Consider the following 22,392-nt stretch of genomic DNA (forward strand, 5'->3'; position numbering starts at 1 on the left):
TCGCGCGATATTCTCCTGGTAGCGAATGGACTAATGTGAGCGTGCCAACCCGTTTACCATACTGACAAAAAGCCAACAGGGACTCTCACATGCTGCAATCGCTATCACGGCCAGCCGTCAAGCTGGTTGAGCGCTACCTGCCTGACCCCTATATCTTCGTCCTGTTGCTGACTGTCGTTGCAGCAGCAGCCGCCATGCTCATCGAACAGCGCTCCCCCGCTGAGGTGATGCGCTATTGGGGCGATGGTTTCTGGAATCTGCTGACCTTCTCGATGCAGATGCTGCTGGTGTTGATCTCAGGCTTCATGCTCGCCAACACCCCGCCGGTGAAAAAAGGCCTGGCCAGCATCGCCTCGCTGGCCAGAACGCCGGGCAGCGCCATCATGCTGGTCACCTTCGTGTCGCTGATCGCCAGCTGGATCAACTGGGGCTTCGGGCTCGTGATCGGGGCTCTGTTCGCCAAGCAGCTGGCCAGGATGATCAAGGTCGATTACCGCCTGCTGATCGCCAGTGCCTACTCCGGTTTCGTGATCTGGCATGCGGGCATCTCGGGCTCGATTCCGCTGACCATCGCCACCGCGGGCCACTTCACCGAGGAAAACATCGGCATCGTGCCCACCTCGGACACCATCTTCGCCTTCTTCAATATCGCCATCGTCGCGGCGCTCTTGATCATCATGCCGCTGGTCAATCGCGCCATGATGCCCTTCGAGAAGGAAAGCGTGTACGTGGACCCGGCCCTGCTCGAGGAGAAGCACACCGAGATCAGCGACCAGCCTCGTCCCGCCGAGCGTCTCGAGAACTCGCCGATTCTCGCCTGGGTCGTCGGCCTGTTCGGCCTCGCCTGGCTGGTGGATCACTTCGTGGTCCGTGGCGGCGGGCTGAACCTGAACGTGATCAACTTCAGCTTCCTGTTCCTGGCCATCGTGCTGCATGGCACGCCGCGCAAGCTGCTGGACAGCCTGAATGAAGCCATCAAGGGTGGCGCAGGCATCGTCATCCAGTTCCCCTTCTACGCCGGCATCATGGCGATCATGGTGCAGTCGGGACTGGCCGCCACGCTGTCCGAAGGCTTCGTGTCGATTGCCACCGCCGACAGCCTGCCGTTCTGGTCCTTCATCAGTGCCGGTGTCGTCAATCTGTTCGTGCCCTCCGGTGGCGGTCAGTGGGCCGTGCAGGCACCGGTCATGATTCCCGCCGCCCAGGCATTGGGGGCCGACCTGTCACGCGTCGCCATGGCCGTCGCCTGGGGCGATGCCTGGACCAACATGCTGCAGCCCTTCTGGGCATTGCCGGTGCTCGCCATCGCCGGCCTTAAGGCCAAGGACATCATGGGCTTCTGCCTGGTGCAGCTGCTGGTGACCGGCATCATCATCTCGCTGGGTCTGACGCTGCTCTGATACCTGGCTGACGGCGGCGTCAGCCAGCCTTTTCAGCCAGTGATTCAGATAGCCTTACCGATAACCCCGCAAGCTCCTTGCCCCCACAGGCGACTGTGGGGGCAAGGTCGTTTATAGATAGCTGATATGCCGCTCACGGGGTGCCAAGACGTCACGAATCCCGCAGACTAGCCATTATCCCTCTCTGCGCGGCATGCCAGAGCCATTGCTTCACCTGAGAGCCCCTGACAGCTCCCACTCACCTGACAGGCCCGTGCCTGAAGGACGCCCCAATGAGCGAGAACCAGCCAGAACAGACCGCCCTCAACGAAGCTCTGCCCGGCCAGCATCAGTTGATCATGACCGAACTGATGACCCCCGACATGGCCAACTTCAGTGGCAAGGTGCACGGTGGCGCCATCCTCAAGAAGCTGGATGAAGTCGCCTACGCCTGCGCCAGTCGCTACAGCGGCAGCTATGTCGTCACCCTCTCGGTCGACCAGGTGCGCTTCAAGCAGCCGATTCACGTCGGCGAGCTGGTCACCTTCCTGGCCTCGGTCAATCATGTTGGCCGCTCCTCGATGGAGATCGGCATCAAGGTGGTCGCCGAATCCATCCAGGGTCGCCTGATTCGCCATACCAACAGCTGCTATCTGACCATGGTCGCGGTCGATTCCAACGGCCAGCCGGTGCCGGTGCCGCCACTCAACCTGGAAACCCAGGAACAGAAGCTGCGCTTCCACAAGGCCGCCATCCGCAAGAAGCTGCGCAAGCAGGCCGAAGAAGAAGAGAAGCGCCAGGAATCCATCGAGTTCTGAGCGACTCCCGGCAAGCGCTGCGAGCGCAATCCTGACAGTCAGCACAAGATACGGAGTGCACAGCCCCGAGCGGATGGCGATACTGATCGTGAACCTTGCACAGCGAGATGAACGATGACATCAGTGTCCGGCGAAAAGACAGCGGCGGGGATGACGGAACCACCTGCCGCTGGCGACGCTCAAGGGCGCGATGAGGCCATCTGGCAGCGTCTGCTGGCGCGCCAGCCGATCGCCGGGGAGGCGCTGCGCTACGGCGTGATCACCACTGGCATCTTCTGTCGCATCGGCTGCCCATCCCCGGCGCCACGCCGCGACAACCTGCGCCTGTTTGCCGATTGTCACGCGGCGCGAGCCGCGGGCATGCGCGCCTGCCGGCGCTGTCATCCTGAGCAGCCCGACAAGCCTGATCGCCCTCAGGCCGACAAGCAGAACCGCCACCCCGTCAGGGCCACGCCTGGAGCACCGACGATGCCGGAATCGAACGCCCCACTTTCACGCGCCTCCACTGCCGCCCGCTCGACACCTGCGAATACTGACTCAACCCCCGCCATGCCCTGGCCACTGGCGGTGTGTCGGCAGCTGGAGCAGGCCGTCGCCGCAGGCGAGCCCACTCCGTCACTCGCAAGCCTGGCGGCGGAGCACGGGATAAGCGCCTCGCATCTTCAGCGCCGCTTCACGGCACTGCTGGGCCTGTCACCTTCCGAGTACTCGGCGGGTCTGCGCCAGATGCAGTTCCATGCGCTGCTGGAGGAGGGCCATGGCGTGACCGAGGCGATCATCGCCGCCGGCTATCGCTCCAGCAGCCGTGCCTATGCACGCAGGGACGGCATCACGCCCAGCGCCCGCCGCTCCGGCGGCCAGGGAGAAGACCTGCTGGCATTGCATTGGCCGTGTCGCTTCGGGATACCGGAACAGTCCTGCTGGCTGAGCGCAGGACTCAGCGCGCGTGGCGTGGTCGTCATTCAGCTCAGCGACAGTCGTGAGGCGGGTCAGCAGGCGCTGGAAGCACGCTTACCCAAGGCCAGTTGGCAGCAGATGGAGACAGAGACAGACGAGCAGGACGGCAGCGCTCACACGGCCAGTCGTCTGCTGCATGCCTCACTGGGGGCACGGTTGTTGGCCCTGTGTGAGCAACCGGAGACCAGCCATGCACTGCTGCTTGAACTGCCGCTGGATGTTCGTGGCACCGCCTTTCAATTGCGCGTCTGGCAGCAGCTCAACGCTACCGTGAGTGGCGATACCCTGACCTATCGCCAGCTGGCCGAGGCGCTCGAGCGGCCGACCGCCAACCGCGCCGTCGCCAATGCCTGTGGTGCCAACCCGCTGGCTCTGCTGACGCCTTGTCATCGTGTGGTACGCGGTGATGGCGGGCTCGGCGGCTATCGCTGGGGCGTGCCGCTCAAGCAGGCCAGATTGGCGCAGGAGTCCGGCGACCGCCGGGAGTGAGAGCGGCGAAGCGCTAGAGCGTCATGGGACGCAGCGCAGGCGGCGCCTGCAGCTGCTCGCGCAAGATTTCCAGCGCGTGGGTCAGCGCCTCACGGCTCTCGGCGGCGCTCAGGCACAGCCGGATGGCCTGCGGTGGCGGCTCATTGCCGACACAGAAGGGCTCGGCGCTGGTGACGTGCACACCCCGCTCGGCCAACGACGCGACCATCGCCTGACTGCGCTGCCCTTCGGGCAGCTCGAGCCACAGGTCAAACGAGGACGGCCGCGCCGCCGGCGACCACTCCGCCAGCAGCGTGCGGGCCAGTTTCTGGCGCGCGCGCATCTCCTCCGTCTGCCACTCCACCAGCTGTGTCGCGTTGCCGCTGGTCAACCAGGCGCAGACCGTCTCCATCAACAGTGGCGCCACCATCCAGCTGTGGCTGCGCAGCACTGCGCCGATGCGGGTCAGCACCTCCACCGGCGCCCGCAATACGCCCAGGCGCAGGCCCCCGGCCAGCAACTTGGAGGTACTGAAGACATACAGGGTGCGCTCCGGCGCCATCTGATAGAGCCGCGTGCCGCACTCCTCGTCGGGCAGATATTGTACCCCGTCTTCCAGAATCCAGAAGTCATGCTGGCGCGCGAGGGCGACGAGGGCCTCGCGCCGTGCATGAGACAACTGCGCCGCGCCCGGATTGTTCTGCTCGGCCATCACATAGACCATTCTGGGCGCCTGCTGACGGCACAGCCGCGCCAGCGCCTCGACATCCATGCCGTCCTCGTCCAGCGGCACCCGCAACAGCTTGAGGCCACGTTCGGCGCTGGCGACGATCAGCCCGGGATAGGTCAGCGCGCCGGTGACCACGGCATCCCCGGGCGCCAGCAGCGCCGACAATGCCAGCGTGATGCCATTCTGGCCGCCCTGGGTCAGCATCAGCTCCTCGGGGTCGACCGGCATGCCGAGCTCACCCATCCAGCTCGCCAGCAACTGCCGGTGGCTGCCGTCCCCGAATTCATTCTGATACTCGACACTGCGCAGCAAGGCCTCGGGTGACTGGCTGATCGCGGCCAGCGCCGCCGCCATTCCCTGCTGCCGCGCGGGGTGAGGCGGTGGCAGGCTCATGGTGAGATCGATCACGCCGGCCGCTGCCGACAGCACGCCCTCCTGTTCTGACGCCAATCCATAGGCCTTTCTGACACGCAAGGCATGCCCGAAGCTGCTGGAGGATCCATGCGCGCTCCGGGTGGCGCCGTTGATGTAGGTGCCGCTCCCGACACGCGCCGATACCAGGCCACTCCGCTCGGCCTCGGCGTAGCCTCGCGTCACCGTGCCGATGGTCACGCCCAGCGCATCCGCCAGCCGCCGTTGAGGAGGCAGTCGCTCGCCTTCCTTGAGCTGGCCTGAGGCGATATCGAGGCGGATGGCCTCCGCCAGCGCACGGTAGCGCGGCATGGCGGGGTCCAGGGTCGGAATCCACATTGTCATGGTGACAAAAAACCTGTTGACGGTAATTGTCATCAGATTATGCTCAAAACATGCCGCCAACAAGCCATAAAACACGGGAATGTGCCGGCACTTGCAAATTGAATCCATACAATCAGATATGCTACCTCGACAACGCCCACCACGCTGAAGGACACCCATGGAATCCCTCGCCTTTCTGGCCCCCGCCACGCTTTTCATGCTGTCGATGACCCTGACACCCGGCCCCAACAACGTGATGTTGACGGCCTCGGGGGCCAACTATGGTTACTGGCGCACCCTGCCGCATATCTTTGGCATCCTGATCGGCTGCCTGGTGCTGTTCATCGCCATCGCGCTGGGGCTGGGGCTGGTCTTCGAGCGTTATCCCATCGTGCAGACGCTGCTGAAGGTGCTGGGCAGTGCCTACTTGCTCTACCTGGCCTGGAAGATCGCCACCGCCCCGCCCCCTGACTTCGCCAGCCAGCAGGATGCACGCCCGATGACCTTTCTCGCGGCCTGCCTGTTCCAGTTCGCCAACCCCAAGGCCTGGGTGATGGGCATGGCGCTGATGGCGAGCTTTCTGCCCGAGGAAGGCCCGGCACTGCTCAACGCCGTATTGCTGGCAGGCTTCGCGGAACTGGTCGCGCTGCCGTGCATCTCGCTGTGGGCGGGCTTCGGGACCGCCATCGGGCGCCTGCTGAATACCGAACGCGCCTGGAAGATCTTCAATCGCGTGATGGGCGTACTGACCGCTTCCTGCGTGGTGATGATCCTCGGCTGATCCACAGCCTGCGTCTGGAGCACGCGAATGACATCGAAGCGTCGAACACTGTTCGAATGATCACTGTTCATGCAGGCGAGGTTGGTTAGACTGTCGAGACGCCAATTCCACGCTCGCACAGGACGCTCCCTGCATGCTGACACTCTACGGTGATCGCCGCTCCGGCAACTGCTACAAGGTCGAGCTGCTGCTGCACCTGCTCGAACGCCATCATCACTACATCGAGGTCGACATTCTGGCCGGCGACACCCGCACGCCGGAATTCCTGACCCGCAACGTCAATGGCAAGATTCCGCTGCTGGAGCTGCATCGCGGCGAGACGCTGTCAGAGTCGAACGCCATCCTGAATTATCTCGCCGATGGCAGCGACTACCTGCCGAGTGACCCCCTCCTGCGCGCCAAGGTGCTGCAGTGGCAGTTCTTCGAGCAGTACAGCCATGAGCCGTACATCGCCACCGCCCGCTTCATCAACCGCTACCTCGGCCTCCCCGACGAGCGCCGCGCCGAGTACGCCGCCAAGCAGGAGGGCGGCAAGCGCGCCCTGCGCGTGATGGAGCACCATCTCGCCGAGCATGACTGGCTGGTCGGGGAGCGATTCACGATCGCCGACATTTCCCTTTATGCTTATACGCATGTTGCCGATGAAGGCGGCTTCGCGCTGGATGACTACCCCGCCATTCAGGCGTGGCTGGCACGTGTCGCGGCGCAGCCGAGACATTTCGATATCCCGCGGGACTGATAGGATATGGCATCCCCGACGACCGCCGTTTGCCAGGACACACGATGCCAACCTTGACCTATCGCCCGATGACACCGGAAGACCACCCTGCCTTCATCGCCATGATGGAGACGACCCCGGGAGTGGTCATCCGCGATGCCGACCGCCATGCCCCTGTCGCCCGCTATCTGGCGCGCAACCCCGGCATGAGCCACCTGGCCTTTCTCGATGAGCGCCTGGTCGGCTGCGCCATGGCGGGCCATGACGGCAAGCGCGGCTATCTTCAGCATGTGATGACGGCGCCGGACATGCGTGGCCAGGGCATCGCCAGCACGCTGGTCGACTGCTGCCTGGCGGCCTTGGCCAGCGAAGGCATCGACAAGGTGCATCTGGATACCCTGCACGACAACCATGACGCCCATCGCTTCTGGGAGCGCCTTGGCTGGACCAACCGCAATGCCGAGATCGTGCGCTTCTCGCGCATTCTGGTGGACAACCCCAACGCCTGAGACAGCCGCCTTCCATCCCGACGACCGCTGAGCAAGCCCGACGACCGCTGAGCAAGGAGCTCTACCGTGCAATTTCTCGAAAATGACGACCTCGGCAAGCTGATACTGCGCCTGATGCTGGGCCTGCTGTTGCTGTTTCATGGCCTCTCGAAATTGCTTGGTGATGGCGGCACGCTGAGCTGGATCGCCGGCGAGCTCGAGAATCTTGGCATCCCGGGCGTGGTGGCCTATGGCGTCTACATCGGCGAGATCATCGCGCCCATCATGCTGGTGCTCGGCGTGCACTCGCGCATCGCCGGACTGATCGTGGTCGCCAACATGCTGTTCGCCTTTGCCGTGGCGCACATGGGCCAGCTGTTGAACCTATCACCCTCCGGCGGCTGGGCGCTGGAGCTGCAAGGCTTCTTCCTCGCCAGCGCCCTGGCCATCGTCTTTCTCGGCAGCGGCCGCTACGCGGTACAGGAGGACTGATGGCCGACGTCGTCACCGCCAGCACCTATTGCGAGAATGCTCCTAAGCACCCGATTCATGGCCCATATCATGATCATGAATACGGCTTTCCGGTCAGCGATGATCGGGTGCTGTTCGAACGCTTCGTGCTCGAGATCAATCAGGCCGGCCTCTCCTGGCTGACAGTGCTCAAGAAGCGTCCGGCCTTCCGCGAGGCCTTCGAGGATTACGACATCGCGCGCATCGCCGCCTATGGGGACGAGGATCGCGCGCGCCTGCTCAGCAATGCGGGCATCATTCGCAACCGGCTCAAGATCAATGCCGTGATCCACAACGCAGGCGTGGTGATGCAGCTCAAGGACTCCCACGGCAGTTTCAGCGGCTGGCTGGATGCCCACCATCCTCAACCGCTATCAGCCTGGATCAAGCTGTTCAAGAAGACCTTCCGCTTCACCGGCCCCGAGATCGTCAACGAGCTGCTGATGAGCTGCGGCTATCTGCCCGGCTGTCATCGTGATGACTGCCCGGTGCAGGCGCGCGTGCTGGATGCCGGCCCGCGCTGGGCCGAGCCGGGCGCCCTGGCGGCGATCCGCTCAGATGACTGACGCCTGCTCTCACGCCTCCCGCTCTCTTCTTCCTCACAGGTAGCCCACGCATGGACTCCCTTACCCAGATCTGCCTAGGGGCCGTCGTTAGCGGCGCCGTCATGACGCCGGCCATTCGCCGCCTGCCCAGCCCGAAACGCGGCGCGGCCATCCGCCATGCGCTGCTCGGCGGTGCGGCGCTCGGCACCCTGCCCGACCTCGACGTGATGATCGACTACGGCGACGCGGTCGCCAATTACACCCATCACCGTGGCTTCAGCCATTCCCTGCCGATATTGGCGCTTCTGGGCATCGTGCTCGGCTGGCTGCTGGCTCGCCTGCCACGTCTGGCGAATCTTGGCCGTGGTCGGCTGATCGCCTACTGCGTGCTATGCCTGGTCACCCACCCGCTGCTGGACAGCTTCACCACCTACGGCACCCAGCTGCTGTGGCCGTGGCCCAGTCGGCCCATCAGTCTGGCCAGCGTCTTCATCATCGACCCGCTCTACACCCTGCCATTGCTGATCACCGGCTTGTGGGTGGCGATTCGTGGTCGTGCCGGGCGCCTTCTGACCGCGGGCCTCATGCTCTCGAGCCTCTATCTGGGCTGGGGGCTGGCCGCCAAGAGCTGGGTCGAACATCGCGTGGCGCCGCTGCTGGCCAGCCAGGGCTTCGCCGACGCCCCGCGCATGGTGCAGCCGACTCCCTTCAACAGCCTGCTGTGGCGTGTCAGCGCGACCACGCCGCAGGCAGATCACGAATGGATGGTCAGCGTGTTCGACTCCGACGCGCAGCTGGCGTCTCTCGCACGCCGCGATTTTCCGCGCCATCCGACGCTGGATGCCGAGGTCGCGAAGCTGGAGGACGGCCAGCGCCTGCGCTGGTTCGCGGCGCCCTATCTGCGCGCGAGCCGCGAGCGGACCCCAGAGGGTGAGACGCTGCTGGCAGTGACCGATACACGCCTGGGCTCGCCCGGCTATCACCCCTTCCGCTTTGCCCTCGCACGTCAGAGTGCCCCGGGGGGATGGCAAGAGCTCGAGGACAGCCAACGCCTGCCCAGCCGACCTGTCGATCGCACCGCCCTGCAAAGCCTCTGGCAGGCCATCCACGACCCGCAGACGCGCATGCAACCGAGTCAGCGCACCGTCTCTGCCACGCCCTCCAGCCTCTCGGCCGAGACAAGATAAAGCGCCACTGATGAAGACCCGAGATACGACAACGCCCGCCATGGTAGCCATGGCGGGCGTTGTCGTATCAGTGCTGCAAAGACGATCAGCCGAGGTACTTGATCATCACCCCCGCGGCAACCGCCGAGCCGATCACACCGGCCACGTTCGGCCCCATGGCATGCATCAGCAGGAAGTTATGCGGGTTGTACTCGAGCCCGACCTTGTTGGAGACACGTGCCGCCATCGGCACCGCCGAGACACCGGCCGACCCGATCAGCGGATTGATCGGTGTCTTGGAGACCTTGTTCATCAGCTTGGCCATCAGTACCCCGCAGGCCGTGCCGATGCCGAAGGCCACCACGCCGAGGGCCAGAATGCCCAGTGTCTCCACCGCCAGGAACTTGTCGGCCTGCAGCTTGGAGCCCACCGACAGCCCCAGGAAGATGGTGGTGATGTTGATCAGTGCGTTCTGGGCGGTATCCGACAGACGCTCCACCACACCACACTCGCGCATCAAGTTACCGAAACAGAACATGCCCAGCAGCGGTGCGGCGTCCGGCAGCAGCATCGCCACCATGATCAGCAGCACCAGCGGGAAGAGGATCTTCTCGGTCTTGGACACCGGCCGCAGCTGGGTCATGACCAGGCTGCGTTCCTTGGCGGTGGTCAGTGCGCGCATGATCGGCGGCTGGATCATCGGCACCAGTGCCATGTAGGAGTAGGACGCCACGGCGATCGCGCCCAGCAGCTCCGGCGCCAGCAGACTGGCGACATAGATGGAGGTCGGGCCGTCCGCACCGCCGATGATGCCGATGGCCGCCGACTGCTGCAGGCTGAAGTCCATCAGGCCCATCGAGGTCATCGCCACCGCGCCCAGCAGGGTCGCGAAGATACCGAACTGCGCCGCCGCGCCGAGGAACAGGGTCTTGGGATTGGCCAGCAGCGGGCCGAAGTCCGTCATCGCGCCCACGCCCATGAAGATCACCAGCGGCGCGATGCCGGAGGCGATCGCCACGCTGTAGAAGCTGTAGAGCATGCCGTTGGAGAAGCCGCCATCCAGCGCCATGTTGCTGGCCTGTTGCTTGAGCGCGGCCGGGATCTCACCATGCAGCGCCTGCTCCACCGCGTGGCGCGCCTCATCCAGCGGCAGGCTGGCGATATTGACGTTGAGCAGATTGGCCATCGAAGCCAACAGCTCCGGCTTGCCGAGATGGGCCGCCTGCTCGGCGGCAGACAGCGCCAGCCCGGCTTCCGGGATGTTGGCCAGAATGCCGCCGAAACCGATCGGCACCAGCAGCAGGGGTTCGAAGTTCTTGCGGATCGCCAGATAAAGCAGGCCAAGGCCGATGACGATCATCGCCAGCTGGCCGAAGCTCATGTTGTAGAGCCCCGAGCCGTGCCAGAGGTTGAGTATCTTGTCCATGTCGTGTCGCCTTGCAGAGGAGCATCACCGACCGGCCCACCGTGCATGACGATGGGCCGGACATACCGGCTCAGAGGGTGATCAGAACGTCGCCGACACTGACACTGTCGCCTTCCTTGACCTTCACTGCGGAGACGGTGCCGGCCTGGTGGGCACGGATCTCGGTCTCCATCTTCATCGCCTCGAGGATGATGACCACATCCCCTTCGGCCACGCTGTCACCGGCACTGACATTGACCTTGAAGATGTTGCCCGCCAGCGGCGCACTCACCGGCTCACCGGAGGCGGCCTGTGCGGCAGGTGCCGCCGTGGCTGCCGGAGCAGGTGCCGTTGGCGTGCTGGCCTGCACCTGGGTGATGTCTCCGCCTTCGGCGACCTCGACCACATACTGCTTGCCGTTGACGTTCAGGGTGTAGGTCTGCGGGCCGCTCGACGCGGCTTGAGCACTGGCGGCCGGCGCGCTTGCAGCCTTGGGCGCCTTGTCATCGACAGCCTGCGGGGCAGGCTCGAAGGCATCCGGGTTGCCACGGTTGCGCAGGAACTTGAGGCCGATCTGCGGGAACAGCGCGTAGGTCAGCACGTCATCGGTCTCGCGCTCGCCACCTTCCAGCGTAATGCCTTCTTCGCTGGCCTTGCCCTTGAGCTCCTCACGCAGCTGCTCCATCTCCGGCGCCAGGTTGTCTGCCGGGCGGCAGGTGATCGGCTCGGCGCCTTCCAGCACGCGGGACTGAAGCTCACTGTCGAAGGGCGCCGGTGCCGCGCCATATTCGCCCTTGAGCAGCGCCTGGACTTCCTTGGAGATCGACTTGTAACGCTCGCCCATCATCACGTTCATCACCGACTGGGTGCCGACGATCTGTGAGGTCGGCGTCACCAGCGGGATATAGCCCAGGTCCTTGCGCACCCGCGGAATCTCGGCGAGTACGTCATCCAGCTTGTCACCGGCGCCCTGCTCCTTGAGCTGGCTTTCCATGTTGGTGAGCATGCCGCCCGGCACCTGCGCGACCAGGATGCGCGAGTCGATACCGCGCAGGCTGCCTTCGAAGGCCGCGTATTTCTTGCGCACTTCGCGGAAATAGCCGGCGATATCCTCGAGCTTCTCGAGATCGAGTCCGGTATCGCGCTCGGTCCCCGCCAGCATCGCGACAACGGATTCCGTCGGGCTGTGGCCGTAGGTCATCGACATGGAGGAGATGGAGGTATCGACGTTGTCGATGCCTGCCTCGATGGCCTTGAGGGCCGTGGCGGTGGAAAGCCCGGTGGTGGCGTGGCACTGCATGTGGATCGGGATCGACAGGCTCGCCTTGAGGCGCGAGACCAGCTCAAAGGCGGTGTACGGCGTCAGCAGGCCCGCCATGTCCTTGATCGCCAGTGACTGGGCGCCCATGGACTCGATCTTCTGTGCCAGTTCGACCCACATCTCCAGGGTGTGCACCGGGCTCACGGTGTAGGAGATGGTGCCCTGGGCATGCTTGCCCTGATCCAGCACCGCCTTGAGCGGACGCTCGAGGTTGCGCGGATCATTCATGGCATCGAAGACACGGAAGACATCGACACCGCTGGTCGCGGCACGCTTGACGAAGGTATCCACCACATCATCGGCGTAATGACGATAGCCGAGCAGGTTCTGGGCGCGCAGCAGCATCTGCTGCTGGGTCTTGGGCATCGCTTCCTTGAGGGCACGAATGCGTGACCAGGGGTCTTCGCCCAGGTAGCGAATGCAGGCGTCGAAGGTCGCGCCACCCCAGCTCTCCAGCGACCAGAAGCCGATATCGTCCAGCTTGGCGGCGATCGGCAGCATGTCATCGAGACGCATGCGCGTGGCCAGCAGTGACTGATGCGCGTCGCGCAGTACCACATCCGTGATGCCCAGCGGTTGCTTGTCCATGAGTGATCCCTTGTTCTTTATATTGTGGATATCGAGTTCTGCGCGCGCTGCAGGCAGCCTGTTGCATCAGCCTGCAACACGGAATATTGCACTCGGGGGGAGGTCTACCCACCGTACTGCTCGTGATAGAATCGCCGCCTGCTACTCTTGGCAGTGGTCAGACGCTCGGCAGAGCCCAGATGCTATCGGCGAAGCCGCGAAAGCGTCAGTGCCTGCTCTGGTCCTGCCGGAAGCGGTGAATCGCCGCGGCCATGACGACCGTCAGTTCTCTGTCGTCCTCTGCCGCAGGGGCCGGGGCAGCCGGCGCCCGCGCAGCACCTGGCGCAGCGGGCACTGGTGCAGGCGCAAAGCGATCCACCAGCCTGGCCATCGCCATCATGGCGACCACCAGCAGACTTAGAAACACGAACACGAACCCCATCCCGAACACCATCAGGTTCAAGCCTTCACCGAGCAGATCATTCTCTTGCATGCCAGTGTCCTCGAGTCTTTCTCGTTATCGAGCCGCACTACGGCGCAGCGCCTGCGCTGAACGCCAATGCCTTCGGTCACGCCGGACACGGCACGACGGATAGGCTCCGCCGCCGATAGCCTCTGTCGGTATGCCCATGCAGCTGCATTCAATGCTTGTTGGTCGCTCTAAAGTGCCTGATTCCACGGCAATTGCAATGACACCATCGTTGACCCCACAGGCCCTCGCGCGGGCCGGCCGCATCGGCATCGCGCCGATGGAAGGCGTGATAGATGACATCACCCGCGAATGTCTCACTGGCCTTGGCGGCTACGACTGGTGCGTGACGGAATTCGTGCGCGTGACCCACGTCAAGTTACCGCCGCGCGTCTTCAAGCGCATCTGTCCCGAGCTGCTCGACGCCTCCCCGACACAGACAGCCCGTACACGACACGCGACCCCGGTCGCCCTGCAGCTGCTGGGGGCCGATCCCGAGGCACTGGGCATCAATGCGCGCGTCGCGGCGCGCCTGGGCGCCCCAAGCGTCGATATCAATTTCGGCTGCCCGGCCAAGACCGTCAATCGACATGATGGTGGCGCGGCGCTGCTGCGCTCGCCGGAACGCGTCTTCCGCGCGGTGGAAGGCGTGCGCAAGGCACTCGAGGGCACGGGCGTACCGGTCACCGCCAAGATTCGTCTCGGCTTCAATGATCGGCGCCTGGCACTGGCCTGCGCTCAGGCGGCAGAGGCAGGCGGTGCGACTCAGCTGGTGGTGCATGGCCGCACCAAACAGGAAGGCTATCGCCCACCGGCGCACTGGGAATGGATCGGCAAGATCACCTCCGAGCTCTCCATTCCGGTGGTCGCCAATGGCGATATCTGGGATATGCACTGCTACTGGCGGGCGCGCTCCCTGTCCGGCTGTCGCGATGTCATGCTGGGTCGGGCCGCCCTGGCCGACCCCTTCCTGGCGGCACGCATCAAGCATTGGCAGGCGACCGGCGAGCTGCTGCCCGAGACGGACTGGACACAGCGTGCGCAGGTGCTGCTCTCTCATGCTGAGCGCTGCGCTCACCTTCCCGACAAGGTGATGGTGCCGCTGCTCAAGCAGTGGATGAACATGATGCGTCAGAGCGGCAACGCAGAAGCCGAAAGCCGTTTCCAAGCCATCAAGCGTCACAAGGGGCGCGCCGAGTTCTTCACCGGCCTGGTGGCCGGCACTGCGCTGGAGCTGGCGCCGAGTCTTCTCACCTCAGTGACTCGCATGCCGGAACCGGCTCAGGCACCGGAATCTCCTCAGGCATCGGAATCGCCCCAGGCATCGCAAATGGAAGCCGTGAACGCCCCAGTCTGAGCCTGAACTGAAACCTGAACCTGAACATCAGCACCGGCCAACACCCGATCCGGCTGCTGCCCCGATCAGTGAACCAAAAAAAGGGCGCCCCTCGCGAAAAGGGCGCCCTGGCGATCGTCCGCCCGAAGGCGTGACATCACAGTCAAGGAAAGTGGTAGAACAACAAGATCGTCGGCAATGCGGGGATCGGGGTGTGCAGGCGGCGATCACTCGGCACTGATCCTGCCTCATAACCTTGCTTGAGAACCTGGCCTCAAAGCCTGGCGTCTTTCATTGCCTGACTTTTCTTCAGACGAAGAAAAACCCGCTTCGTTGAAGCGGGTTTTTCAATTGGCGCGCCCTGGAGGATTCGAACCTCCGACCGCCTGATTCGTAGTCAGGTACTCTATCCAGCTGAGCTAAGGGCGCATAAACCTTGAAATCTGTGGCCTGAGCATTTCAAAATGACTTCAGGACTTTATCGTGCGAGTACTGCGTCTTTCCAACTTCATGTCTTGCGTTGCAGTGGCGCGCCCTGGAGGATTCGAACCTCCGACCGCCTGATTCGTAGTCAGGTACTCTATCCAGCTGAGCTAAGGGCGCATCTTACTGCATTTGTACTTAATGGCGGAGAGAGAGGGATTCGAACCCTCGATAGGGCTATAAACCCTATACTCCCTTAGCAGGGGAGCGCCTTCAGCCACTCGGCCACCTCTCCTCATCAGGTACGGCGCATATCTTACTCATTTGATTGGGCTTTGTCCAGCCCCTGTGTCGATTTTTTGGCTTCGATGCTGAACATCTCATCACCACTCGACGACAGGCTCGAGGCTGCGCGCCCCCAAGCAATCTCCCCGCATGAACCAGAACATGACGATGGCTAGCCTGTCGTCGCGTCTCGTTCGAGGGAGCGGGCATATTACCGAACCAGAATCGGCTTGTCTCCCCCTTTATTGAGAAAAAAGCCAAATTTTTCCCTTACGGAACACAGACTTGAACAAGCCGTCCTCTCATCACCCCGCATGAGCCGCTGCTCATGGAGGTAAGTACGCCGTTGTTCATGAGCTAGGCGGGCCGCCCTCGCCTGCGCCAGGCCCACATACGCGAACGCCAGCCATGGGGACAATGGCTGGCGTTCGTCGGGTCGTGCAGGGTCGTGCGACGTGCAGGCGCAGCATGCCGTCAGGCGATGGCATCGCCATTGTCTTCTTTCTCACGCTGGATGCGCTGATAGATCTCTTCTCGATGGACGGCAACGTCCTTGGGCGCGTTCACACCGATACGCACCTGATTACCTTTCACTCCGAGAACGGTGACAGTGATGTCGTCTCCGATCATCAGAGTTTCACCCACTCTACGGGTCAGGATGAGCATGACTGATCTCCTTGTCAGAAATTCAAAACAGCTGGGACTTCAACGGGATGTGGAGGCGGCGATCGACCGGGACAAGTCGACCACCCTGATGCATGAAGCTCGAATTATGCGCTATGCATGCTCCGACGGCCAATGCCATACCTTCATCACACCCGATAGGCACGTTGAATGAAAGCGCCCGATGCACAGACTGACATTCAGAAGAATGACAGAAAATACATCGGGCGCTATCGACTTCACGTGCCGCACGTCTTCCAGACCAATATCCCCAGCCTGGGCACCGACGCTTAACGACTTGGGCAAGTCATTGATTGTCGGTGTCTTTACGACTTCCTTGCTGCACGCTCCGTGGTGAGACTCAGGCAGTCTCGTCGCTGATCGCTTCTGCATCCAGGCCGAAGGCGGTGTGCAGAGAGCGAACCGCCAGCTCCATGAATTTCTCGTCGATCAGGACGGAAATCTTGATCTCTGAAGTGGAGACCATGCGGATATTGATGCCTTCTTCCGCCAGTACGCGGAACATCTTGGAGGCGACACCGGCGTGAGAACGCATGCCGACACCGACCAGCGAGACCTTGGCGATGTTGTCATCACCGCGCATCTCACCACCACCGACGGACGGAATCACCGTCTCGGTCAGGATGCGCTGGGTCGCCTTGAAGTCGGTCTTGGCGACGGTGAAGGAGAAGTCAGTGGTATTGCCGTCCGGAGAGACGTTCTGGACGATCATGTCGATTTCGATGTTGGAATCGGCGATCGGGCCCAGAATCTTGGAAGCGACACCCGGGATATCCGGCGTGTTGAGCAGAGTCAGCTTGGCTTCGTTGACATTGAAGGCGATGCCGGAGATCAGCGGTTCTTCCATGTTGTCTTCTTCCTCAGCGACGATCAGGGTACCCGGGCCATCCTCGAAGGAAGACAGCACACGCAGGGGAACATTGTACTTGCCGGCGAATTCCACCGAACGGATCTGCAGGATCTTGGAGCCCAGGCTCGCCATTTCCAGCATTTCCTCGACGGTCACCGTTTCCAGACGACGTGCCTTGGAGCACACGCGCGGGTCAGTGGTATAGACACCATCGACATCGGTGTAGATCTGGCACTCATCCGCCTTCAGTGCGGCAGCCAGGGCAACACCGGTGGTATCAGAGCCACCACGACCCAGCGTCGTGATGTTGCCCTCCTCATCGACACCCTGGAAGCCTGCCACCACGACCACCTTGCCATCGTCGAGGTCTTCACGCAGGTCATCGGTATCGATGCGCTGGATACGCGCCTTGGTGTGCGCGCTATCGGTGCGGATTCCCACCTGCGCCCCCGTGTATGAGGTCGCATCGACGCCGATCTTCTGCAGCGCCATGGCCAGCAGGGAAATGGTGACCTGCTCGCCAGTGGAGACCAGCATGTCCATCTCGCGCGGTGTCGGGTCATCATTGATCTCGCTGGCGAGACCGATCAGTCGATTGGTCTCGCCACTCATGGCAGAGACGACCACGACAATCTGATGGCCTTCATCGCGGAATCGCTTGACCTTCTCGGCGACGGCCTTGATCCGCTCCACCGAGCCGACCGAAGTGCCTCCGAACTTCTGAACGTATAGCGCCATGTGCGTTTCCGTTATCCGTGTCCGTTTGCGTTGTCCCCACATGAAGCTCATGTGAGCCCAAAAAGAGGCCGGGTCTCCCCAGGAGGAGCCCGGCCTTCATCTTGTACTGTCAGCCCAGCTGGGCGTCTACCCATGATGGCACACCGGCCAGTGCGCCCGGAAGCGAGGCGGCATCACTGCCACCGGCCTGGGCCATGTCAGCACGACCGCCACCCTTGCCGCCGACCTGCTCGGCCACGTGGCGTACCAGGTCACCCGCCTTGACGCGCGAGGTCAGGTCGTCGGTGACACCGGCGATCAGGCTGACCTTGTCACCGTCCGCGACGCCGAGCACCAGGATGCCGGAACCGAGCTTGGACTTGAGGTCATCCATCAGGCCGCGCAGCTCCTTGCCGGAAACGCCTTCGACCTGTTTGGCCAGCACCTTGATGCCCTGGACATTCGCGATGTCGCTGAGCATGTCGCTGGCCGAGGCAGATGCCAGCTTGGCCTTGAGGCGCTCAAGCTCCTTCTCGAGGCCGCGGTTGCGCTCCAGCAGGCTGCCAACGCGCTCCTCGACCTGTTCCGGCTTGGCCTTGAGACGCTCACCGAGGCGAGTCAGGGTCGCTTCCTGCGCAAGCAGGAAGTCACGCGCGGCGCGACCGGTGATGGCCTCGATACGACGCACGCCGGACGCGATACCGGTTTCGGCGAGAATGTGCATCTGGCCGATGTCGCCGCTGCGCTTGACGTGAGTCCCGCCGCACAGCTCGATGGAGAAGGCGTCCTGACCGATGGTCAGCACGCGGACCTCCTCACCATACTTGGCATCGAAGAGTGCCGCTGCGCCGCGCGCCTTGGCCTCATCGAGGCTCATGAACTCGATGGTGGTCTCGGCGTTGGCGAGGATCTGCGCGTTGACGATGCGCTCGACCTCGGACAGCTGCTCGGCCGTCATCGCTTCAAAGTGGCTGAAGTCGAAGCGCAGACGCTCGGCCGTGACCAGCGAGCCCTTCTGCTGAACGTGCTCGCCCAGCACCAGACGCAGCGCTTCGTGCAGCAGGTGCGTAGCGGAGTGGTTGCGCACGGAAGCCGCACGCAGCTCGGCATCGACCTGCGGACGCACCTTGTCACCGACCTTGAGAGCGCCTTCGATCAGCACACCGTGGTGCAGGTGATGGCCGGTCTGCTTCTGGGTATCGCTGACCTGAAAGCGGCCGCCGTCCAGATGCAGATAGCCGGTGTCACCGGCCTGGCCACCTGACTCGCCGTAGAACGGGGTGGTGTCGAGCACCACGATGCCCTTGGTGTCCACCTCGAGTTGCTCGACGGCATTGCCTTCGGCGTCGAACAGCGAGGTGACGGTGGCTTCCCCTTCCAACTGGTCGTAACCGGTGAAGACAGTCTCGCCTTCCAGCACCAGGTTGGCGGAGTAGTCGCCGCCGAAGTTGCTGGCGGCACGGGCGCGATCACGCTGTGCTTCCAGGGCCGCCTGGAAACCTGCCTCATCGAGGATCAGCTCGCGCTCGCGGCAGATGTCGGCGGTCAGGTCATACGGGAAGCCGTAGGTGTCGTAGAGCTTGAAGATGGTCTCGCCGTCGAGGGTATTGCCCTCGAGGCCAGCGATGGCTTCTTCCAGAAGCTTCATGCCATGTTCCAGCGTACGCGCGAACTGCTCTTCTTCCTTGAGCAGCACCCGTTCGATCTGCTCGCGTGCGGCGCGCAGTTCCGGATAGGCATCGCCCATCTCGCTGTCGAGAGCCGCGACCAGCTTGTAGAAGAAGCTGCCACGCGCGCCCAGCTTGTGACCATGACGCACGGCGCGACGGATGATGCGACGCAGCACGTAGCCACGGCCTTCGTTGGAGGGCAGCACGCCATCGGCGATCAGGAAGGCGCACGAGCGGATGTGGTCAGCCACCACACGCAGTGACGGCGTGGCGATGTTGTCGTGACCGATGATCTCGGCCGCGGCGGCCAGCAGATTCTGGAACAGGTCGATCTCGTAGTTGGAGTGCACGCCCTGCATCACGGCCGCGACACGCTCCAGGCCCATGCCGGTATCGATGGACGGCTTGGGCAGCGGGTGCAGCGTACCCTCGGCGTCACGGTCGAACTGCATGAAGACCAGGTTCCAGATCTCGATGTAGCGATCGCCATCTTCGTCCGGGCTGCCCGGCGGGCCACCGGCGACGTCTTCGCCATGGTCATAGAAGATCTCGGAGGACGGGCCACACGGGCCGGTGTCGCCCATCTGCCAGAAGTTGTCCTCGTCGAGACGCGAGAAGCGGTTCTGATCGATGCCGACCTCGTTGAACCAGATATCACGGGCTTCGTCATCGCTGACGTGCACGGTGACCCAAAGCTTCTCCTTCGGCAGGCCGAGTTCTTCGGTCAGAAACTTCCAGGCGAACTGGATGGCTTCACGCTTGAAGTAGTCGCCGAAGCTGAAGTTGCCCAGCATCTCGAAGAAGGTGTGGTGACGGGCGGTATAACCGACGTTGTCCAGGTCATTGTGCTTGCCACCGGCGCGCACGCAGCGCTGCGCGGAGGTCGCACGGCTGTAGCCACGCGGGTCACGACCCAGGAAGACATCCTTGAAGGGCACCATGCCGGCGTTGGTGAACAGCAGGGTCGGGTCGTTGTTCGGCACCAGAGAGCTGGTGGGAACGATGGTATGGCCCTGCTTCTCGAAATAGGTCAGGAAGGCGTTTCTGATTTCTGCGCTTTTCATAGAGGTTCCGTAGCGATGTGCGTAAAGACGCTCCGGGGGTCTTCTGCATGACTTCCGCATGGTTTCTGCATATTCATCCATGTGGGTATGCATGGAGGTGCAATGAAAAGCATGAAAGAAGGCGCCTGCCCCGTGCCGTCGCAAGACGACCTAGTATAACGTCTGTTCGCGCAAGCTAAAGGGGGGGAAATGTCCTGAAGCGCCGGTTTGCGCGTCATGAGAGCCAAACAGATGCTCGCCAGCTAGCCATCTTCCTCCTCATCACTCCAGGCGGACTCCATGGCATAGCGCAGCTGCTCATAGTCGAAGCCGCGCTGGAGCAGAAAGCGTTCGCGCCGTGCGCGCTCCTTTTGTCCCTCGCCGGGGCCGGAAAAGCGCCTGGCCAGCGTCTCGCGCGCCAGCTCGAAGAAATCCACCGCCTCGACATGGCCGAAGGCATCCGGCGTCGGGTCACTGGCGGCACGCATGACGGCATTGAGCGTCTCGCTATCGATACCACGCTGGCGCAGCTCCTGCTGGATACGCCTCGGCCCCTGCCCGCGCAGGACGCGCGCCCGCAGGAAGCTGGCGGCAAAGCGCTCATCGGATTGCAGGCCCTCCTCGGCCATGCGCTCCAGCACCTCCTCGATCAGCAGCTCGACCTCATCGCGACTCAAGGTCGCCTGCGCGCCCTCCTCGCCCGCGGCTTGCCGCTCTGCCAACTCGTCATCGCTGACCGCCCGCAGGTAGTCACGCTCCTTGAGATAGTCGTGCAGCTCGCGGCGACTATGTTCGCGGCGCGCCAGTCGCGCGATGGCATCATTGCGCGCACGCCGTTGCGGCGTCATCGCACCTGAGTCGAGCGGTTGATATTCAGGCCCGCCCATTTCAGCGCTGTCATCGTGCATGGTCATGCTCTCCGGGGTTGAGCAGAAGGACATCGATGGACGTGAACGCAAGGCGCCCGCCTCCGAGTCATCGGGGCGGGCGCCTTGCGTTCATCGCACCGGGTCGGAAACGACACGCTGCGATGACGCCAGCCTGACGGCCGGCGCTCTTGCTCTTTCTTCTGGACGAGCCTCAATCGAGATCGATATCCAGGTCGTCTTCACTCTCGGCGGCCGCGGCCTCTTTCGACTCTTCCTTGGCTTCCGGGGCTGCCAGCAACTGGGCGCGGATCTGGGTTTCAATCTCCTCCATGATGGCGGGATTGTCTTCCAGGTACTGGGCGGAGTTGGCCTTGCCCTGGCCGATCTTGCTGCCCTGATAGCTGTACCAGGCACCTGACTTGCCGACCAGACCACACTGCACACCCAGGTCGATCACCTCACCGGCGTGATAGATGCCCTTGCCGTAGAGAATCTGGAACTCGGCCTGACGGAACGGCGGCGCGACCTTGTTCTTGACGACCTTGACGCGGGTCTCGTTACCGGTGACTTCATCACCGGACTTCACGGAACCGGTACGACGGATATCCAGACGCACGCTGGAGTAGAACTTCAGTGCGTTACCGCCAGTCGTGGTTTCGGGGCTGCCGAACATCACGCCGATCTTCATGCGGATCTGGTTGATGAACACCACCATGCAGTTGGCGTTCTTGATGTGACCGGTCACCTTGCGCAGCGCCTGGGACATCAGACGCGCCTGCAGGCCAACGTGTGAGTCGCCCATCTCGCCTTCGATCTCGGCACGCGGCGTCAGCGCTGCCACGGAGTCGACGATGATGACGTCAACACCGCCGGAACGTACCAGCATGTCGACGATCTCGAGCGCCTGCTCACCGGTGTCCGGCTGGGAGACCAGCATCTCGTCCAGATTGACGCCCAGCTTCTCGGCGTAGGACGGATCCAGTGCGTGCTCGGCATCGATGAAGGCACACACCTTGCCCTGCTTCTGCGCCTGGGCGATGACCGAGAGGGTCAGTGTCGTCTTGCCCGAGGATTCCGGGCCGTAGATCTCGACCACGCGCCCGAAGGGCAGGCCGCCGATGCCGAGTGCGATATCCAGCCCCAGAGAACCGGTGGAAACCGACGGGATGGCCACACGCGGGGCATCGCCCATGCGCATGACGGCGCCCTTGCCGAACTGGCGCTCGATCTGGGACAGCGCCGCGTTCAGCGCCTTGGTACGATTGTCGTCCTTTGCCATGTGGCCTCCTGTCGAACGGCGGAGCCACACGGGCTGCCACCTGGAATAGAGAATTCTGTCACTGAGAGCTGAGCAGACACCGTCAGACTAGCGGCTGAGGTGCCGTGGCAAAACCCTGTATACATGGACAGTATAATGCCGCAAGTTGCGTCGCTCTGCCAGTCCGGTGGTGCGCTTTT

19 protein-coding genes and 3 tRNA genes are annotated in these 22,392 nt (G+C 63.1%); 10 read left to right on the top strand and 12 right to left on the bottom strand.

From position 1 onward, the window contains the following. The first annotated feature begins 89 nt into the window (after positions 1-89). From AC5WNI_RS14910 to AC5WNI_RS14920, 3 genes are all read left to right on the top strand, one after another. Entirely contained in the window at positions 90-1,400 is a 1,311-nt protein-coding gene (locus AC5WNI_RS14910; RefSeq protein WP_175089618.1) for a short-chain fatty acid transporter, read from the top strand. 272 nt (positions 1,401-1,672) lie between these two features. Next, positions 1,673-2,197 (top strand): acyl-CoA thioesterase, encoded by a 525-nt coding sequence (locus AC5WNI_RS14915; protein WP_043332919.1) that lies wholly within the window; start codon positions 1,673-1,675, stop codon positions 2,195-2,197. A 114-nt stretch (positions 2,198-2,311) separates the two neighbouring features. Continuing rightward, positions 2,312-3,643 carry a methylated-DNA--[protein]-cysteine S-methyltransferase gene (locus AC5WNI_RS14920; protein WP_495928553.1) on the top strand — a complete coding sequence of 444 codons (1,332 nt, stop codon included), beginning with the start codon at positions 2,312-2,314 and terminating at the stop codon, positions 3,641-3,643. 13 nt (positions 3,644-3,656) lie between these two features. Here the strand turns inward: AC5WNI_RS14920 and AC5WNI_RS14925 are convergent, their stop codons facing one another. Then, positions 3,657-5,108, bottom strand: coding sequence for an aminotransferase-like domain-containing protein (locus AC5WNI_RS14925; RefSeq protein ID WP_175089620.1), 1,452 nt, complete (start codon positions 5,106-5,108; stop codon positions 3,657-3,659). A gap of 157 nt (positions 5,109-5,265) precedes the next feature. Between AC5WNI_RS14925 and AC5WNI_RS14930 the strand changes: the two genes are divergently transcribed. From AC5WNI_RS14930 to AC5WNI_RS14955, 6 genes are all read left to right on the top strand, one after another. Further along, a complete protein-coding gene (locus AC5WNI_RS14930; RefSeq protein WP_043332923.1) occupies positions 5,266-5,868 on the top strand; it encodes a LysE family translocator in 603 nt (200 codons plus the stop codon). A 133-nt stretch (positions 5,869-6,001) separates the two neighbouring features. Continuing rightward, positions 6,002-6,607 (top strand): glutathione S-transferase family protein, encoded by a 606-nt coding sequence (locus tag AC5WNI_RS14935; RefSeq protein ID WP_175089621.1) that lies wholly within the window; start codon positions 6,002-6,004, stop codon positions 6,605-6,607. A 44-nt stretch (positions 6,608-6,651) separates the two neighbouring features. Further along, complete coding sequence (locus tag AC5WNI_RS14940) at positions 6,652-7,095, top strand: GNAT family N-acetyltransferase (protein ID WP_175089622.1); 444 nt, start codon at positions 6,652-6,654, stop codon at positions 7,093-7,095. Between the two features lie 66 nt (positions 7,096-7,161). Next, positions 7,162-7,566: a DoxX family protein gene (locus tag AC5WNI_RS14945; RefSeq protein WP_282627915.1), complete on the top strand. Its 405-nt coding sequence runs from the start codon at positions 7,162-7,164 to the stop codon at positions 7,564-7,566. Continuing rightward, the gene (locus tag AC5WNI_RS14950; protein ID WP_175089623.1) at positions 7,566-8,150 is read left to right on the top strand and encodes a DNA-3-methyladenine glycosylase I; all 585 of its coding nucleotides are present in this window, start codon (positions 7,566-7,568) and stop codon (positions 8,148-8,150) included. The genes AC5WNI_RS14945 and AC5WNI_RS14950 overlap by 1 nt, the downstream gene beginning before the upstream one ends. Positions 8,151-8,200: 50 nt before the next feature. Continuing rightward, positions 8,201-9,316, top strand: a complete 1,116-nt coding sequence (locus tag AC5WNI_RS14955; protein WP_495928554.1) for a metal-dependent hydrolase — start codon at positions 8,201-8,203, stop codon at positions 9,314-9,316. A gap of 85 nt (positions 9,317-9,401) precedes the next feature. On the opposite strand, the gene AC5WNI_RS14960 is transcribed toward AC5WNI_RS14955, so the two are convergent. From AC5WNI_RS14960 to AC5WNI_RS14970, 3 genes are all read right to left on the bottom strand, one after another. Further along, positions 9,402-10,721: a sodium ion-translocating decarboxylase subunit beta gene (locus AC5WNI_RS14960; RefSeq protein WP_131432760.1), complete on the bottom strand. Its 1,320-nt coding sequence runs from the start codon at positions 10,719-10,721 to the stop codon at positions 9,402-9,404. A gap of 70 nt (positions 10,722-10,791) precedes the next feature. After that, entirely contained in the window at positions 10,792-12,609 is a 1,818-nt protein-coding gene (gene oadA, locus AC5WNI_RS14965; protein ID WP_175089625.1) for a sodium-extruding oxaloacetate decarboxylase subunit alpha, read from the bottom strand. Between the two features lie 205 nt (positions 12,610-12,814). Next, a complete protein-coding gene (locus AC5WNI_RS14970; protein WP_175089626.1) occupies positions 12,815-13,081 on the bottom strand; it encodes an OadG family protein in 267 nt (88 codons plus the stop codon). Between the two features lie 256 nt (positions 13,082-13,337). Here AC5WNI_RS14970 and AC5WNI_RS14975 point away from each other — a divergent pair, with 256 nt between their 5' ends. After that, entirely contained in the window at positions 13,338-14,414 is a 1,077-nt protein-coding gene (locus tag AC5WNI_RS14975; RefSeq protein WP_175089718.1) for a tRNA dihydrouridine synthase, read from the top strand. A 331-nt stretch (positions 14,415-14,745) separates the two neighbouring features. Here AC5WNI_RS14975 and AC5WNI_RS14980 read toward each other — a convergent pair. The 8 genes from AC5WNI_RS14980 to recA form a co-directional block, all read right to left on the bottom strand. Further along, positions 14,746-14,822 (bottom strand) — tRNA-Arg (locus AC5WNI_RS14980). Between the two features lie 97 nt (positions 14,823-14,919). After that, a tRNA-Arg gene (locus AC5WNI_RS14985) sits at positions 14,920-14,996 on the bottom strand. Positions 14,997-15,018: 22 nt separating this feature from the next. Beyond that, a tRNA-Ser gene (locus AC5WNI_RS14990) sits at positions 15,019-15,111 on the bottom strand. 464 nt (positions 15,112-15,575) lie between these two features. Next, positions 15,576-15,767 carry a carbon storage regulator CsrA gene (gene csrA, locus AC5WNI_RS14995; RefSeq protein ID WP_043332937.1) on the bottom strand — a complete coding sequence of 64 codons (192 nt, stop codon included), beginning with the start codon at positions 15,765-15,767 and terminating at the stop codon, positions 15,576-15,578. 358 nt (positions 15,768-16,125) lie between these two features. Next, a complete protein-coding gene (locus AC5WNI_RS15000; RefSeq protein WP_175089627.1) occupies positions 16,126-17,373 on the bottom strand; it encodes an aspartate kinase in 1,248 nt (415 codons plus the stop codon). A gap of 109 nt (positions 17,374-17,482) precedes the next feature. Further along, the gene (gene alaS / locus AC5WNI_RS15005) at positions 17,483-20,086 is read right to left on the bottom strand and encodes an alanine--tRNA ligase (protein WP_175089628.1); all 2,604 of its coding nucleotides are present in this window, start codon (positions 20,084-20,086) and stop codon (positions 17,483-17,485) included. Positions 20,087-20,328: 242 nt separating this feature from the next. Next, positions 20,329-20,973: a regulatory protein RecX gene (locus AC5WNI_RS15010; RefSeq protein ID WP_438940922.1), complete on the bottom strand. Its 645-nt coding sequence runs from the start codon at positions 20,971-20,973 to the stop codon at positions 20,329-20,331. Positions 20,974-21,145: 172 nt separating this feature from the next. Beyond that, the gene (gene recA, locus AC5WNI_RS15015; protein WP_175089629.1) at positions 21,146-22,213 is read right to left on the bottom strand and encodes a recombinase RecA; all 1,068 of its coding nucleotides are present in this window, start codon (positions 22,211-22,213) and stop codon (positions 21,146-21,148) included. Positions 22,214-22,392 lie beyond the last annotated feature (179 nt).

The sequence above is a fragment of the Cobetia sp. PDI-12MA genome (assembly GCF_059507695.1).

Excerpts from the sequence above, each read along its gene's own strand:
- AC5WNI_RS14910 (WP_175089618.1), top strand. The coding sequence starts at position 90 with ATGCTGCAATCGCTATCACGGCCAGCCGTCAAGCTGGTTGAGCGCTAC.
- AC5WNI_RS14915 (WP_043332919.1), top strand. The coding sequence starts at position 1,673 with ATGAGCGAGAACCAGCCAGAACAGACCGCCCTCAACGAAGCTCTGCCC.
- AC5WNI_RS14920 (WP_495928553.1), top strand. The coding sequence starts at position 2,312 with ATGACATCAGTGTCCGGCGAAAAGACAGCGGCGGGGATGACGGAACCA.
- AC5WNI_RS14925 (WP_175089620.1), bottom strand. The coding sequence starts at position 5,108 with ATGACAATGTGGATTCCGACCCTGGACCCCGCCATGCCGCGCTACCGT.
- AC5WNI_RS14930 (WP_043332923.1), top strand. The coding sequence starts at position 5,266 with ATGGAATCCCTCGCCTTTCTGGCCCCCGCCACGCTTTTCATGCTGTCG.
- AC5WNI_RS14935 (WP_175089621.1), top strand. The coding sequence starts at position 6,002 with ATGCTGACACTCTACGGTGATCGCCGCTCCGGCAACTGCTACAAGGTC.
- AC5WNI_RS14940 (WP_175089622.1), top strand. The coding sequence starts at position 6,652 with ATGCCAACCTTGACCTATCGCCCGATGACACCGGAAGACCACCCTGCC.
- AC5WNI_RS14950 (WP_175089623.1), top strand. The coding sequence starts at position 7,566 with ATGGCCGACGTCGTCACCGCCAGCACCTATTGCGAGAATGCTCCTAAG.
- AC5WNI_RS14955 (WP_495928554.1), top strand. The coding sequence starts at position 8,201 with ATGGACTCCCTTACCCAGATCTGCCTAGGGGCCGTCGTTAGCGGCGCC.
- AC5WNI_RS14960 (WP_131432760.1), bottom strand. The coding sequence starts at position 10,721 with ATGGACAAGATACTCAACCTCTGGCACGGCTCGGGGCTCTACAACATG.
- oadA (WP_175089625.1), bottom strand. The coding sequence starts at position 12,609 with ATGGACAAGCAACCGCTGGGCATCACGGATGTGGTACTGCGCGACGCG.
- AC5WNI_RS14970 (WP_175089626.1), bottom strand. The coding sequence starts at position 13,081 with ATGCAAGAGAATGATCTGCTCGGTGAAGGCTTGAACCTGATGGTGTTC.
- AC5WNI_RS14975 (WP_175089718.1), top strand. The coding sequence starts at position 13,338 with ATGGAAGGCGTGATAGATGACATCACCCGCGAATGTCTCACTGGCCTT.
- csrA (WP_043332937.1), bottom strand. The coding sequence starts at position 15,767 with ATGCTCATCCTGACCCGTAGAGTGGGTGAAACTCTGATGATCGGAGAC.
- AC5WNI_RS15000 (WP_175089627.1), bottom strand. The coding sequence starts at position 17,373 with ATGGCGCTATACGTTCAGAAGTTCGGAGGCACTTCGGTCGGCTCGGTG.
- alaS (WP_175089628.1), bottom strand. The coding sequence starts at position 20,086 with ATGAAAAGCGCAGAAATCAGAAACGCCTTCCTGACCTATTTCGAGAAG.
- AC5WNI_RS15010 (WP_438940922.1), bottom strand. The coding sequence starts at position 20,973 with ATGCACGATGACAGCGCTGAAATGGGCGGGCCTGAATATCAACCGCTC.
- recA (WP_175089629.1), bottom strand. The coding sequence starts at position 22,213 with ATGGCAAAGGACGACAATCGTACCAAGGCGCTGAACGCGGCGCTGTCC.